The sequence below is a fragment of the Kribbella catacumbae DSM 19601 genome, assembly GCF_000372465.1.
GTDB lineage: Bacteria > Actinomycetota > Actinomycetes > Propionibacteriales > Kribbellaceae > Kribbella > Kribbella catacumbae.
Window position 1 is genome coordinate 1 of the sequence record NZ_AQUZ01000005.1, and the last position, 14,485, is coordinate 14,485.

The window sequence follows — 14,485 nt, forward strand, 5'->3', positions numbered from 1 at the left end:
TCTCCGCGATCACCGCGAACGTCGATGCGCCACAGCACACCGCGAAGACCGCCATCGCGAGTACGACCACGAGATTGAACCGCCGCCCACGCCGTTTCCGCTGGTCTGGAACCGATTCCAATGCCCGCATCAAACCCGAGACATCGCGTCGGGCCCGAGCCTCCATCTCCGACGGCTGGTCAAGCACACCCACGAGCAACGACAATGACGACACGACAGCGGCTCCTTGCGACGCGGCAACGGTGTAGGAACCTGCAGCATCCCAACGGAGCCGCTGTCTCCACGCCCGCGCCACGCACGCCGCCACCTCAAGTCAAAACCGACACGCCAGCCGCGGCCAGATCAACTTTGCAATCGCCCTGGGGCCATAGCCACATACATAGTTCAGGGCGCAGTACTCCACCGATAAAACGATCGATTGAGCAGAGTTATCCTTCGCCAGTTGGTCTAGTTTCGACGTCAGGCGAGCATCGCTGTCCGCCCCGACTGCCGAGGGAGGTGCATCTGTCACGCGCCCTCGTGTCGCATGCGCGATGGCGTCTCGGAAGGATGGGAAGCACATCGTCCGGGCCGTCTCAACACTGACCACACAGGTATTGCTGGATCCATTTGGCGTGACATTGCCGGTCGAGTCCGCATGCGCCCAACTGACTCCGACATTCAGCTGCGCCAGGCAGCCAAGCGCAATCACAAGCAGCAATCGGAACCGCACGATCGTCCCCTCCACCTTGAAGCGATGGGGGCGCTGCAGCCGAAGCGATGGTCGACAAGTTCCCCCTCGAAACCCCGCCCCGATCGAAACATTCCTCCCTGGCCGATCAGTAGTCAAGGGGTCGCAGTCAGCTTCCTGACTGAGTTAGCGGATGCACAGGACGAGTCGTGCTCGGGGCGTCCTGCCCCTCGCCTAGAAGCCGGAACACGAGGACGAGCGCGGAATCAGCGAGAGCTTCAGATTGCCACCGGCTCACGGATCAGACCGGCGCCGGTCGTGGGTTGTTCGACCACAGACGAGCCGCCCGGCGGGGGGTGGGGGGCCGGGCGGCACCATCCTGACTGTGCCCCCCGCGGATGAGAGCAGGATGAGATGGAGATGAGAACCACGCGACCAAGTGCGGGCCGGTGGGGTTAGAGGGTTCTCACGCTGCCCTCATGCACAGATCACTGGGCATGGAGACACTCATTTGGTGGCACACAGCGTGGTGATCGTGGAGGGGCGCCGGCACGGCGCGGCGTCGATTGTGCCTGCGGTGATCGCGCGGCTTGAGCGCCAGGGGATATCGGCCCGCATCCATACGGCGGACGATGGGCGCCGGCTTTCCGGCCCGCTGACCGACGCCGACGTGGTGGGGCTTCGCCATCTCTCGACCTGGCAGCTGGCCGCGCTCGGACAGCGCCAAGCCGGCCCCGTTCGCTTCTGCAACTCGGTCGCCTCAACGGCTGCCGTTCGTGACAAGGAGCTCGCGTGTTCGCTCCTCGCCGCGGCTGGTCTGCCGTTGCCACTGACGATGACTGCCCGAACGTGGGCCGAGGTCCGTTCATTCGCAGGATCGGCCATCGTGGTGAAGTCGACGGAGGGGAGTGGTGGCCGGGATGTGCTGCTGTTACCCGACGGACGCCCGCCAGCCATCGCGCCATTTCCTGGGCCGTATCTGGTGCAGGAGTTCGTGTCTGGCAACGGTGTCGACTACAAGCTGTACGTCGTGGGGAGCCGGGTCGCTGGGGTCTTGCGCCGGTGGCCTGCCATGGCCTTACAGGACAAGCTAGGCACACCGTTCGCTCCGTCCGCAGAGCAGCGGCAGATCGCCTTGGTAGTGGGCGAAGCGCTTGGTCTGGAGCTGTTCGGGGTCGACATCCTGATGGAAACAGGCCCGGTCGTGGTCGATGTGAATGCGTTTCCGGGCTTCAAGGGTGTGACGTCGGCGCCGGCGTGGATCGCCGACTACCTCGCGACGCTGGCCCGAGGTCGCTGAGCGGGCAATCGGGCAGTACTGGAAGGCTGTGCGTTGATGCTTTGCGGTGATGATGAGAAGGCGCTCACCGACCACTCATCGAATCCTCATGTTCGGGGAGCAACCTCTGAGCCAATTGGTGTTCATCGGTTGTCGACCAGAGGTGTGAGATGGCCAGAATCCTCGTTGTCGAAGACGAACCGCGAATTGCTGCTCTGGTAGCCAAGGCGGTACGACGCGCGGGGCACTCCGTCGTGGTCGCGGAAGATGGTGAGGTCGGGCTCTTCCTGGCGGCGGAAGACGACGCCGATCTCGTCATCCTCGATCTCGGGTTGCCGGCGCGGTCGGGCATCGACGTCCTCAGTGCCCTGTCCATGACCCGGCCGTTTCTGCCGGTAGTGATTCTCACCGGCCAGGACGAGCCCCAGTGCAGATCAATCTGCCTGGCGGGTGGTGCAGCGGCGTTCGTGGTGAAGCCGTTCTCCGTTGCGGCACTGTGCGATCTGGTGGGGAATGTGCTCAGCGACAGGATCGCGGTCCGATGACCGGCACGTGGATTCTGACGGACTCACGCTATCTGCGGCAGCGGATGCCGACCGCTCTGGTGGGGGCGCTTGACCGGGCCGGTGTGGAGGCGACGGTGGTGTGTGCCGACCGGCTGCTCAGCGAGGTCGGTCGAGATGACGTTTTCGCTCCTGCCCCAGGGGATCTGGTGGTACCCCGTACCCGTAACCCGATGGCATTGTCGATGCTGTGCCGCGCCGAGCTGGCGGGCGCACGGTCCTGCAACAGTTGCGATGCGGTCACCTCGGTCCGCGACAAGCCCCGCGCCGCTTTGGCACTAGCCCGGCGGGGCGTCCCAACCCCCCGCACTTTCCTCGCCGACCACCCTGCCGCCTTGCGCGATCTCCCCGGCGGAGCGTGGCCATTGCTGCTCAAGCCGTCGCTGGGCAACAACGGTGAAGGCATTGTGCTGGTGGACTCACCCGCTGCCCTGGACAGATTGGCGTGGCCCGACGACATCGTTCTGGCTCAGCAGTATGTCGAGGTCGCCGGTGTCGATCTCAAGCTGTATGGCTGCGGCGACGCGCTGTGGGCGGTCAGGCGCCGCTCGCCGCTTGGCCGCCCAGATGGCCCGGACATACCGGTTCCGGCGCCGGTTACCGATCTCTTGCGCGATCTTGCCTACGCGTGTCGGGACACCTTCGGCCTGGAGTTGTATGGCATCGACGTGCTGCCGTCGCAGCGAGGTCCGCTCGTTGTGGACGTCAACGATTTCCCGAACTACACCGGGATCGGCGAGGCCCCGGATGCGCTCGCGGATCTGGTCAGAGCACGGTTGACCGAGACGGTCGGGGCATGAATCAGCAGTCCCGGCTGCGGGTGGTGATCCTGGGTGCCGGCCGGATCGGCTGCGGATATCTGGCGCCGTTGCTCCTGGAGGCAGGCCATCATGTGGTCCTGGGCTGCCGCACTACCCAGACGGCGGCCCGGATCCGCGACGCAGGGGATTGGTCGGTGCGGGTGACCGGGCCCAGTGGAGGCGCCCGCAGCGTGTATGGTGCCGAAGCCGTCGCCGTTGGTGATGCCGAGTTCGACGACGCGGTAGCGGCAGCAGACTTGATCATGACCAGCGTCGGGGTCGGCAATGTCGCCGACGCGAGTCGGGCTCTGGTCCGCGGACTTTCCCATCGACGCGGGCCAGGTGTCGACATCTGGGCAGTGGAGAACGGCGACTGCGCCGGGCGAATACGTGACGCGATCGATCGCGCGGCAGCCGAATCCGGCGTCACGTTGCCACCGATTGGTGTTGCCGGTGCGGTGGCGACGGTGGCCGTCGGCCGCGGTTCGTGGCGGGGCGCAGTACGGCCGGAATTCGTCGGCGACGCCGCACGCACAATGGTGGTCGACGCCGTAGGCCTGCAACGAGAACCACCAGACCTTCCAGGCGTCCGGTCGACTAGGCACTACCAGGCTCGACTGCGGGAGAAGCTGTACGTGTTCAACGCGGGCCACGCGATGACTGCCTACCTCGGCTGGTTGCGCCGGCACAGCACGATCGCCGACGCCATCCGGGACCCGTTCGTCCGACCGCTCGTGGCGGGAGCTCTGCTCGAAGCGCGCCGTGCCGTCCTCGCCGCACATCCGTCGCTGCAGGCCGGGCCGGCGAGCGGGGACGACGCTGTCCATGGCCCGGTGGCGGAGGCGCTGGCGCGGTTCGGTGATGTCGAGCTGGCAGACCCGATCCAACGGGTCGCCCGCCAACCGATCCGCAAGCTAGCACCGTCCGACCGGCTCCTCGGGCCGGTCGCGTTGCTGCGCCGCAACCAGGCGCTCGTTCCGGCGCACTTCGCTCTCGGTGTAGCGGCCGCGCTCCTGTACGGATTCGATGACGCGGACGTGCTCGCAACCGACGATCAGGCTCGCCGGCTCCGGGGGATGCTGGAAAGTCACGGTGTCGACTCGGTGCTGACCGACGTCTGCGGCCTGCGCCCCGGGGACACATTCGCAGCGGCAGTAGCGCAGCGCTACAGGGGCTTCGTGTTCCTCGATGACGGTGTGCGTTTCCCGCCGGCTGCGCCGGAAGAGACCCAGACCACATGACCCCGCGCCGGGTCTGTGTCCTGGTCGAGGCGCTCAGCGCCCCGGGCCGTAACCCGCTGCTTGCGACGCTCGCCGGACAACTCGCCTTACGCCAGGTCGTGATGGCCGTGTTCGACGCCACCGCGCCCTGGTCACCATCGGACCTACCGGACGCGGACCTGTACCTGATCAAGGGAGACGACCCGGCAGTGCTCGCCGCCGCCGGCTGCCTCACCGACCGTGGTGCGCCATGCCTCAACGACCTGGAGGCGACGCTGCGAGCAGCGGACAAGGCTCGGATCGTGGCCCTTCTTCAGCAAGCCGGGCTACCGGTCCCCTGCACCGTCGTCGCCGCCAACGCCGACGCCGTGGCCTCCATCCTCGACCGGGCTGGCGTCCCGGCATTCGTGAAGCCATTGCGCGGCGCGCACGGCACCGGCGCCGTCGCCCTAAGGCCCGGGCAGCGACCTGACGGCGACGGCCCCTGGCTGATCCAGGAACTCGTCCCCTCCGACAGCATGGACGTCAAGGTGTACGGCGTGGGGCCACGAACGGCGCTGCGCCGGATGCGGGTCGAGCCGGGAAAGGTCGACGGCGTCCGCTCACCTGTTTTCGAGCCTGACCCGTATATCGCCCGCATCGCCATCGCGGCCGCCGACACCTGCGGCCTGATCTGCTGGGGCGCCGACATCCTGCTCGGCCCCGACGGCCCAGTTCTCGTAGACGTCAACGCGTTTCCCGGGTACCGCAGCGTGCCGGCCGCCGCAGCCTGGGTCGCGGACGCGGTGATCCAAGCACTCGCGGCGGACCGATGAAAGCCCGCCCGGTCTGGGCGGTCACCGTCGAGGGCTTCACCACCCGGCTCGGGTTCGGCATGGTGACCTTCGCCCTGCCCCTGTACGCGTTGCAGCTCGGGATGTCGCTGGTCGAGATCGGTCTCCTCATCGGCGCGAAGGCCTTCATCGAACCTGCGGTCAAACCGCTGATGGGCGCCGCCGTCGACCGGTGGGGCGCGCGCCGCGGCTACCTCACAGCCGTCACCATCAGGCTGGCGGCGTCCATACTGCTCCTCGGCGCAAGCACCCCCGCCCTGTTGTACGGCGTACGCCTCATCCAGGGCGCGGCCTCCGCCGCCCGCGACCCAGCTTCGATGAACGTGGTCGCAGCTAGTACGACCCGCAGGCTCGGAACGACCTTCTCGTTGACGATCGGCGCCAAGGACCTTGGCAATGTCGCAGCCGGCGCCACGGGCGGTGCTGTTCTGGCCGTCACTGGTGGCAATTTCACGGTGCTGTGGACGATCGTTGCAGTGCTCGCAGTGCTCCCGGTCGTCGTCGTGTGGCTCTGGGTCCCTGCTGATTCGCCAGTGTCCAGTACTGCTGCGCAGCCGGTGCACGAAACTGTCGAGGCCGAGCCGCCCCAGCCGCCGGCGCGAGGGGTACTGCGTGATCGGCGGTTGCGGCTGTTGTGCGTGCTGGGACTGCTGACCGGAATGACCGCACACATGACTCACGGCATGTTCCAGGTCCTTGCCGCCGAGGTCGCTGGTCTCAGCGTCGCGCAGATCGGGCTGATCTACTCGTTCTCATTCGTCGTACTGCTCGTAGTCGGGCCGCTGGCCGGATGGAGCGCGGATCGCTTCGGCACCGACGCCCTGGCGGGCGCACGCGGCGTGGCCAACGCGGTCTCCTCCTTGACGTATCTGGTCTTTCCATCCTTCGGCGGGATCCTGGGGGGCCGGATCGTCGACGATGCCGGCAAGGCGGCATTCCGGCCCACCTGGGGGACGATGCTCGCGCAGGCCGCCAGACGCTCCGGCCCACGCCGAGGCAGGGTAGTCGCGACGCTCGACACCGCTCTGTCGTTCGGCGAGGCATTGGGCCCCCTCCTCGCCGCTCTGCTGTGGGATCTCTGGGGACTCGCAACGTTCCTGCTGGTCCGCGCTGCACTCGGCATCGCGACCGAACTACTCGTCACCCGCAGGCTGCGGTCGCAGAAGCGAGGACGCCGAAGGACGGCCAGAATCGCGACTCCGGTCCTGGCGATCGCGGCGACCGCTGGACTAGCCGTCGCAATCTTGCTTTGGGCGAAGTCGTCACCACCCGATCTCGGGGATCCGCTCATCCTGCCCCCTCCGAACTCACCCCTCACCGTCAACATCGAGGTCACACCGCCTCAGAAGTGAATCCGCACGGGCCCCGGGGCAGTCATTGGCCGGCTTCGGTGGCGATGGTGTCGGGGTCGAGGATGGTGATCTTGCCGCGGCCGAGGCGGAGCAGGCCGCGGTCGGCGTACTCGCCGAGGACCTTGGTGGTGGTTTCGCGGGAGGTGCCGGTCAGGGCGGCGATCTGTTCGTGGGTGAGGGTCAGTTGGACGCCTCGGCCCAGTGGTCGTTTCTGCTGCTCGCCGGCGAGGAGACACAAAGTGGCGGCGACCCGCTGGGGGACGCTTTTGAAGACGGTGTCGGACAGCCGTCGTTCGAGTTCGGCGACGCGGCGGCCGAGGATTTCGGAGATCCGGGCCGAGATGCGGGGGTCGGACAGCAGGAACTGGCGGACATCGGCGCGGCTCATTACGCAGACGACAACCTCGTCGAGGGCCTCGGCGAAGTTGTCGTGCATCTGCTGGCCGAGCAGCACCATCTCCCCGAAGACCGTGCCCGGGGTGATCAAGGCGGTGGTCAGCGCGCGACCGTCGGAGGAGACCCGGAAGATCCGGACCCTGCCCTTTTTGAGGATGAACAGAGCCTCGACCGGCTGATGCGGCGAAAACAACAACGCACCGGCCGGATAGGTTTTCATCGGCGCGGCTGCCGCGATGACTTCCATCTCGGTGTCGGTCAGGTCGGCGAAGATGTCGACCTCGGTCATGCACCAGATGTCGTCGCTGTTGTTGCCGGGACCGGGGTTGCGGGCGGCTCGTTCCACGTCGGCCCACTCCTCGCGTTGTCCTGGCGCCCAGGGCGGGGGTGCGCCCCCAGACCGCTGGTCGAGGGCATGCAAGCCCTCGACCAGACAGTACCTCTGGTTCAGGTCGGCCATGACACCTCGTTATCGCTTCGACTCTTCGCGTCTGGCGTCGCTTATGCCTTGGACAGGTGGCTGCGGCCGATGAAGTAGCCGGCGGCGAGCAGGAGGCCGTAGATCAGGTGTCCGGCCAGGCTCCACCATTGGTTGGCGCCGACCTCGAAGACCATGGCGTCCATGCCCAGCCAGGCGGGCATGATCCAGAGCGCTCCGACGACCCACCACGCCGCCCCGTACAGCAGCCCGAGGATCATCGCGGGCCCGCGCTGGGTGAGCCAGCGGGACAGCAGCAGGACGAAGACCGCTCCGAACAGAGCGGAGTTGAACAGGTGGATGAGCCAGCCGAGGCCGGTCGAGGGATCGGAGATCAGGTCGCCGACCTGTTCGATCATCTGGATGCCGGGCATCATCTTCGGGTCGGCGTCGCGAAGCTGCATGATGATGCCCAGCGGGAGCCCGGCGACGACGCCGGCGGCGGCGCCGGTGACCAGGTTCTTGGGGAGTGCTCGCATGCTCGTGGTGGTACCTGCCGAAGACATCAGAAATCCTCCTCCAACCGCACGAATCCTGCGTCGACCGGGACAGTACGCCTGGCGATCACGTCGCGTCGGTGACCGCGGTTACAGTTCGGTGTGACTCCGGGATCGCCTGGCGCGGCGGACGACGATCGCAATGAGCAGTAGGAGCGCGAAGACGGCGGCAACCGCGGGAGTCCCGAGCCGGCCGAGCCCATCGGCCATCCAGCGCTGCATCTGTCCGGCCGTGTCGATGACCGGATCGGTGGTCGTGGTCCCGCGGAACACCCGGATCTCGTACCAGCCGTAGTAGGCGACGTAGGCTCCGGCGACCAGTAGCAACCCGCCTCCGAGCCGGGACGCGATACCACCGAAGCGGCGGATGCTCCTGACGGTACCGGGCTGGGCCAGCGCCACCGCGAGCGCGGCCGTGCCCACGAGTAGGCCCATGCCGGCGGCATAGGCTGCGAACAGCGCGATCCCGGTCGCGGTCGAGTCGGCGCGGAAAGCCGAAACCACGATCGCGAGGAACGGCCCGATGGTGCAGCCGAGCGACGCGATCGCGTAGGCGCCGCCGAACAGGGCCATCGAGAAGGCCGACCGGGTGACGCCCTGGCTGCGGCGTAGCTTGGGTATCAAGGCGGGCAGATCCCGGCCGGTCAGCAACCAGCCACCGGCGGCGACCAGCGTCAATCCGAGGACGATGGTGAACCAGGGCAGGTGTTGCTGGATCTGGCCGGCCGCCGGGGCGATGGCCAGACCGAAGAGGCCGAAGACCGTCGCGAACCCGGCCGTCATCGCCGAGGTCGCGGTCAGCGCCCGCCCGACCGCCACCATCCGGGACGGCGAGTCGTCACCGATCACCAGCAGCGACAGGTACGCGGGCAACAGGGCGAAGCCGCACGGGTTGACCGCGGCCAGCATGCCCGCGGCCAGCGCCAACGCGAACGGAACCTCACTCATCCGGGATACCGGCCCCGTCAGCCGACGAGCTCGGCGACCTTGCCGGCCAGCCCTTCACCGGCCGGCAGTATCCCACTGAATACCTTGTTGCCCTTGGCATCCAGTACTACATAGACGCTCTGCTCGGTGATCCCGAACCGCTTCCAGAGGGTGCCGGTCTCGTCCGACAGGTGCGGGAATCCGCCCACCTTCTGATCCGAGACGAAACCGCGCATGGCCTCGGCCTTGTCCAGGCCCGCGACCCCGACGACGTTGGCCCTGCCCTGGTAGTCGCTGGCAACCTTGGCCGTCGCCTCGGCCTGGGCCCGGCATTTCGGGCACCACGGCGCCCAGAACCACAACACGGCCGGCTTCCCAGCCAGCGTGGCGCCGTCGAAAGCCTTCCCATCCAGAGTAGTGCCGGTGAACTTCAAAGCTTCCGGTACGGCGGCCGGCGCCGAAGTCGACCCGCCCGAGGACCGGGGAACCGGAACCGGTGTCGTGACTGGAGGAGGCGCGCTGGTGGTCCCACCAGATGCCGGACCGGCAGCCGGTGGGGAACCCGCGCCGCATCCCGCCAGCGCGAACAGGGCAGCGGCCAAGGCGGCGGGAGCGAATCGTCGGACGAGCAACACAAACTCCAAGACGGGGCGGATGACTGTCCCTCCAAACCTAAGACGGCCGCCCACCGGACAGGGCACCGCCCTACCTTACGGATCGATAACCCCTCGCGCCGAACCACCTGCACGCCTGGTCAAGCCTCAGCGCGCGCACCCGGCCCCCATCTCCAGACCACCCGCTGCACCAGCAACGTGACCACACCCGCGGCCGTCATCCCCACCAGGTTGATCCCGAGCTGTGCCGCCGCACCGCCGATGTGATGCGGTGCCCAGAGCGCGACCGACAAGGCCAGATCGCCTGCTGCCGGGACCGTCGTCACGGAGATGAAGACGCCGACCAAGGCATTCGCCCGACCGGCTGTCTGCGACAGGACACCCGCGCAACCGGCCAGGACCGCGACGACAGCGGACCATCGATCCGGGCGCCAGATGAAGCCAGTCAGGGGACGGGCTGCCGTGACGTCCGCGGTGTCGATCCAGCCGACGGCCCGGGCCAGCAGAGCCGCCAGCGCGGTCAGCAGGATCGCCAGCGCGAATCCCTTGACAAGCAACAGCAGCGATCGCGCGCTCAGGTCCCGCCGGCCCACCGCGATCCCCACCGCCAGAGCGGCCACCACACCGAACTCCGGGCCGACCACCATCGCACCGACGACGAGGATCGAGGAATCCGTGACGACGGCAACGGCCGCGATCATCGTGGCCAGCGTCAGGAACGCGTAGTACGCCCAGGAGCCACCCGACTCGTTGTAGGACTGATCGACGACGGCGTCCCAGATCACCGCGTCGTCCGGTGCGCCTGGCGCCGCCTTCTCGGTGGCCCGGGCGTTCTTCGACGGGGTCGCGCCGACCTCGGTCACCGCGACGGAGCCCTCGTCGTACAGGCCTTGTTCCTTCAGCCAGGCAAGGACATCCGAGGTCGCCTCGCGGGTGACGTCGCACTCGATGACGTCGCCGGCGGGCCGGTGAGCGGCGCCGGCTAGGTACACGATGCTGGTGAGCCGGTCGTCGGCGACGAGCGTGTCCAGAACGCGCCGGGCGCGATCCGGTGGGACGATGAGACGAAGGTGCATCACCGCCCCATGGTTTCAGACCGGTGCCGGACGCCTTCGCCGCTGGGTCGCTCAGCTGGGTCCGTCAGCGACCGATGGCCCCTTCAGGCCACGCCGAACCCCTGGGCAGGTGCACCCGGAGTGTGGTCGACTGCTGACAGTCAGAGACCTGGGAGGCAGGATGAGCGAGAGCGCGAGTGTGTCCACCGCGACCGAGGATCGCCCCGAGCTGAAGCGGGTGATGGGGCCCGGACTGCTGCTGCTGTTCGTGGTCGGCGACATCCTCGGCACCGGCGTGTACGCACTGACCGGCAAGGTGGCGGGTGAGGTCGGCGGCGCGGTCTGGTTGCCGTTCCTGTGCGCGTTCATCGTCGCTTTGCTGACGGCAACGAGCTATCTGGAGCTGGTGACGAAGTACCCGAAGGCCGGTGGCGCCGCGGTCTACACGCACAAGGCGTTCGGGATCCACTTCCTCACCTTCCTGCTCACCTTCGCGGTGATGTGCTCGGGTCTGACGTCCGCCTCGAGCGCGTCGAAGGCGTTCGCGGCGAACTTCTTCTCCGCAGTGAAGATCGACCCCGACCGCGGCTCGGTACTGATGATCACCTCGCTGGCGTTCATGGCGTTGATTGCCATCGTCAACCTTCGCGGCGTCGGCGAGAGCGTCAAGGCCAACGTGGTACTGACCCTGATCGAGCTGACCGGTCTGCTGATCGTGATCGCGATCGGCGTCTGGGCGCTGGCCAACGGCGACGGCGACACTTCCCGGCTGACCGAGTTCAACACACCGGAGGGCGACTCGGCCTTCGGCGCGGTGACGGCGGCGACCGCGCTGGCGTTCTTCGCGATGGTCGGCTTCGAGGACTCGGTGAACATGGCCGAGGAGACCAAGGACCCGGTCAAGATCTTCCCCAAGATCATGCTGATCGGCCTGTGCGTCACCGGCGTCATCTACGTGATGGTCGCGATCTCGGCGGTCGCCTTGGTCTCGCCGGAGGAGCTGAACAAGGGCGCGACTCCGCTGCTGAAGGTGATCCAGGCCGGCGCACCGGACTTCCCGCTCCAGATCTTCGCCTGGATCACGATGTTCGCGGTGGCCAACTCGGCGCTGATCAACATGCTGATGGCCAGCCGGCTGCTCTACGGCATGTCGCACGAGAAGGTCCTGCCGGGCCCGCTCGGCCGGGTGCTGCCGCGCCGCCGGACTCCCTGGGTGGCGATCCTGTTCACCACCCTGCTGGCCTTCCTGCTGATCGGGTACGCCGACCTGGCCGCGCTGGGCGGCACGACCGCGTTCCTGCTGCTGTGCGTGTTCGCGATCGTCAACGTCGCCGTGCTGGTACTGCGCCGCGACCGGGTGGAGCACAAGCACTTCCACGCGCCGACGGCTCTACCGGTGCTGGGCCTCGTGCTCTGCGTCTACCTGGCCAGCCCGCTGTCCGGCCGGGCCAAGCAGGACTACAAGATCGCCGGCTACCTGATGCTGATCGGTGTCGCCCTGTGGGCCATCACCTGGCTGCTGAACAAGTACGTCTTCAAGCGCAAGGCCGACTTCGACCCAACCCACCTCGACCCGAGCGGTCCGGTCAACTAGCCGTCCGTACTGCGTCCGGTGGGCACCACAGCGGTGTCCACCGGCGCGGGCCGGCCGACTGGGTGGAGCGGTAGCAGGGCGGCGAGCACAACGGTGCCCAAGGCAAGCAATCCGAGGACGACCGCGAGCCAGCCGAGCACCTGGTAGCCGGCGCCGGCGTCGATCGCCACCCCGCCGATCCACGGGCCGATCGTGATGCCGACGTTGAACGAGGAGAAGTTGATCGCCGTCGCCAGGGTCGGAGCGGCACCGGCGAGGCTGAACACCCGCGCGTTGAGGGCCGGGTTCACCGCGAAGCCGAAGCCGCCGAGCAGGAAGATCGCCGCGATCGCGATCACCGGCGTCGTCGCCCAGACGGCGAGCACGGTCGACATCGCGCACAACCCGCTGATCCCGATCGCCAGGGTCCGGAACGGCAACGCATCGGAGTACCGGCCGCCGATCGTGATGCCGATCAGCGAGCCCACGCCGTACAGGGCGAGGACGGCCGGGACGGCGGCGGGGTGCAGGCCGGTCTCCTCGGTGAGCAGGGGAGCGAAGTAGCTGAAGACGACGAGGATCGCGGCGGTGACGAGCGCGGTGGTGGCGTAGGACAGCCACAGCCGCGGGTTCGCCATCGCGCGCAGCTCGGCCGACATCCGGGGCGTCTTGCCCGGGTCGGGACGGCCCAGCGGGATCGTGGCCAGCACGCCGACCATGGCGCAGATCGACATCACGGCCACAGTCCAGAACGCGGCCCGCCAGCCGAAGTGCTGACCGATCACCGTCCCGGCCGGCAACCCGACGATCGTCGCGATCGTGAGCCCGCCGGTGACGACGCTCATCGCTCTCGCCCGGGCCGTGACGGGAACCAGCCCGACCGCGGTGACGGCGGCGACGGCCCAGAACCCGGCGTACACGAAGGCGCCGATCACGCGGGTGGCCAGCAGGACTTCGTAGTTCGGGGTGAGCGCGCCGGCGACGTGGCTGAGCGCGAACAGGGCGAGAAACAGCAGCAACGCCGTCCGCCGCGACCAGCGCAGCGTGACCACGGCCAGGACCGGGGCACCGATCAGCATGCCGACCGCGAACGCCGAGATCAGCAGGCCCGCATCCGGGATGGACACCCCGAGGTCGGTCGCCAGCTCGGGGAGCAGGCCGGCCAGCATCAGCTCGGACGTGCCCTGGGCGAAGATGGCCAGGCCCAGGATGTAGACAGCGAGCGGCATCGCGGGATTTCCCCTCCGGATTCTGGGTCGTACAGGCAGCTCAGAACGGTCCCCTCGCCTGGTCGCGGCGAGTTATGCGACCTTGTGATCAAGTGTGACCGAGCGCCTATGATTACGCAGCGCCACGCCCAGACCTCGGACGGTTGCAGGTTCCTGCAATTTTCCGCAGCCCGGCGTGGGTGAAGCCTTGGGGCGCGCGGCGCGGACGGTTTCGTTTGGCCTGATCGGGCAGAGTTGGTGCATGAGTTACCCGACCCCAGCGCGACGCACCCGCAGCGTCGTCGACGGCGCCAAGATCAGCAGCGGGCTCAAGCTGCTGGTCCTGCTGATCGGGTTGATGTGGCTGAGCGAGACCGTCGACACCGCCCTGAACGGTGAGCTCGACCAGTACGGGATCATCGCCCGCGACCCCGACGGCCTGTTCGGCATCATCACCGCGCCGTTCCTGCATCTGGGATTCGGCCACCTGATCTCCAACACGCTGCCCCTGGTCACCCTGGGCGCGCTGATCGCCGTCAGCGGCGCGATGCGGCTGTTCTCGGTGACCGCGATCGTCACCACGATCGGCGGCTTCGGCACCTGGCTGATCTCGCCACCGCACACGATCACGATCGGCGCGAGCGGCCTGGTCTTCGGCTTCGCCGCCTACCTGATCGCCCGCGGCATCTTCAACCGCCGCCTCGGCCAGGTCGCGATCGGCGTGATCGTCGTCCTGGTCTGGGGCAGCGCACTGCTCGGCGGGCTGCTTCCCCAAGACGGCATCTCCTGGCAGGGCCACCTGTTCGGTGCGATCGCCGGTGTCTTCGCAGCCTGGGTCCTGTCCGACGATCGCCCCAAGAAGAAGACGGAACCAGTGATTTGAGCTTGCGGATCATCCAGGCGGCCGACGAGGCCGGCCTGCTGGACTGGCAGCACGTCCACAACGAGATCGACCCACCCCCTCCGTTCATTCGCCCCCTTTTCACCCTCTATGGCCGCCAACGGTCACTGGGTCGCTGA

The 14,485-nt window shown here is 67.7% G+C and carries 15 protein-coding genes; 8 read left to right on the top strand and 7 right to left on the bottom strand.

Annotation, left to right across the window (positions count from 1 at the left end):
* Nucleotides 1-214: transposase family protein (locus tag A3ES_RS46470; protein ID WP_040454179.1), on the bottom strand; the 214-nt coding region annotated here is incomplete at its 3' end.
* Between the two features lie 970 nt (nucleotides 215-1,184).
* On the opposite strand from A3ES_RS46470, the gene A3ES_RS0106835 reads away from it, so the two are divergent.
* From A3ES_RS0106835 to A3ES_RS0106860, 6 genes are all read left to right on the top strand, one after another.
* Entirely contained in the window at nucleotides 1,185-1,970 is a 786-nt protein-coding gene (locus tag A3ES_RS0106835; protein WP_157630374.1) for an ATP-grasp domain-containing protein, read from the top strand.
* Nucleotides 1,971-2,119: 149 nt separating this feature from the next.
* Nucleotides 2,120-2,494: a response regulator transcription factor gene (locus A3ES_RS0106840; RefSeq protein ID WP_020386040.1), complete on the top strand. Its 375-nt coding sequence runs from the start codon at nucleotides 2,120-2,122 to the stop codon at nucleotides 2,492-2,494.
* A complete protein-coding gene (locus tag A3ES_RS0106845) occupies nucleotides 2,491-3,312 on the top strand; it encodes an ATP-grasp domain-containing protein (RefSeq protein WP_020386041.1) in 822 nt (273 codons plus the stop codon). The genes A3ES_RS0106840 and A3ES_RS0106845 overlap by 4 nt, the downstream gene beginning before the upstream one ends.
* On the top strand, nucleotides 3,309-4,553 hold the full coding sequence (locus A3ES_RS0106850) for a mannitol dehydrogenase family protein (protein ID WP_020386042.1): 1,245 nt from the start codon (nucleotides 3,309-3,311) through the stop codon (nucleotides 4,551-4,553). Before A3ES_RS0106845 ends, A3ES_RS0106850 begins: the two co-directional genes overlap by 4 nt.
* Nucleotides 4,550-5,347, top strand: a complete 798-nt coding sequence (locus tag A3ES_RS0106855; protein WP_020386043.1) for an ATP-grasp domain-containing protein — start codon at nucleotides 4,550-4,552, stop codon at nucleotides 5,345-5,347. The genes A3ES_RS0106850 and A3ES_RS0106855 overlap by 4 nt, the downstream gene beginning before the upstream one ends.
* Nucleotides 5,344-6,717, top strand: a complete 1,374-nt coding sequence (locus A3ES_RS0106860; protein WP_020386044.1) for an MFS transporter — start codon at nucleotides 5,344-5,346, stop codon at nucleotides 6,715-6,717. The genes A3ES_RS0106855 and A3ES_RS0106860 overlap by 4 nt, the downstream gene beginning before the upstream one ends.
* Nucleotides 6,718-6,739: 22 nt before the next feature.
* On the opposite strand, the gene A3ES_RS0106865 is transcribed toward A3ES_RS0106860, so the two are convergent.
* From A3ES_RS0106865 to A3ES_RS0106885, 5 genes are all read right to left on the bottom strand, one after another.
* Complete coding sequence (locus A3ES_RS0106865; protein WP_020386045.1) at nucleotides 6,740-7,573, bottom strand: Crp/Fnr family transcriptional regulator; 834 nt, start codon at nucleotides 7,571-7,573, stop codon at nucleotides 6,740-6,742.
* 41 nt (nucleotides 7,574-7,614) lie between these two features.
* Nucleotides 7,615-8,097, bottom strand: coding sequence for a DUF6789 family protein (locus A3ES_RS0106870; RefSeq protein WP_020386046.1), 483 nt, complete (start codon nucleotides 8,095-8,097; stop codon nucleotides 7,615-7,617).
* An 81-nt stretch (nucleotides 8,098-8,178) separates the two neighbouring features.
* On the bottom strand, nucleotides 8,179-9,036 hold the full coding sequence (locus A3ES_RS46475; protein ID WP_020386047.1) for a cytochrome c biogenesis CcdA family protein: 858 nt from the start codon (nucleotides 9,034-9,036) through the stop codon (nucleotides 8,179-8,181).
* Nucleotides 9,037-9,053: 17 nt separating this feature from the next.
* Nucleotides 9,054-9,449: a redoxin domain-containing protein gene (locus A3ES_RS0106880; protein WP_020386048.1), complete on the bottom strand. Its 396-nt coding sequence runs from the start codon at nucleotides 9,447-9,449 to the stop codon at nucleotides 9,054-9,056.
* 320 nt (nucleotides 9,450-9,769) lie between these two features.
* On the bottom strand, nucleotides 9,770-10,705 hold the full coding sequence (locus A3ES_RS0106885) for a DUF389 domain-containing protein (RefSeq protein ID WP_020386049.1): 936 nt from the start codon (nucleotides 10,703-10,705) through the stop codon (nucleotides 9,770-9,772).
* Nucleotides 10,706-10,865: 160 nt separating this feature from the next.
* Here A3ES_RS0106885 and A3ES_RS46480 point away from each other — a divergent pair, with 160 nt between their 5' ends.
* Nucleotides 10,866-12,278 carry an APC family permease gene (locus A3ES_RS46480; protein ID WP_040454183.1) on the top strand — a complete coding sequence of 471 codons (1,413 nt, stop codon included), beginning with the start codon at nucleotides 10,866-10,868 and terminating at the stop codon, nucleotides 12,276-12,278.
* Here the strand turns inward: A3ES_RS46480 and A3ES_RS0106895 are convergent.
* Nucleotides 12,275-13,486 carry a Cmx/CmrA family chloramphenicol efflux MFS transporter gene (locus A3ES_RS0106895; RefSeq protein WP_020386051.1) on the bottom strand — a complete coding sequence of 404 codons (1,212 nt, stop codon included), beginning with the start codon at nucleotides 13,484-13,486 and terminating at the stop codon, nucleotides 12,275-12,277. The two genes, A3ES_RS46480 and A3ES_RS0106895, sit on opposite strands and share 4 nt — an antisense overlap.
* Before the next feature lie 241 nt (nucleotides 13,487-13,727).
* On the opposite strand from A3ES_RS0106895, the gene A3ES_RS0106900 reads away from it, so the two are divergent.
* Entirely contained in the window at nucleotides 13,728-14,348 is a 621-nt protein-coding gene (locus tag A3ES_RS0106900) for a rhomboid family intramembrane serine protease (protein ID WP_020386052.1), read from the top strand.
* Nucleotides 14,349-14,485: the final 137 nt, after the last annotated feature.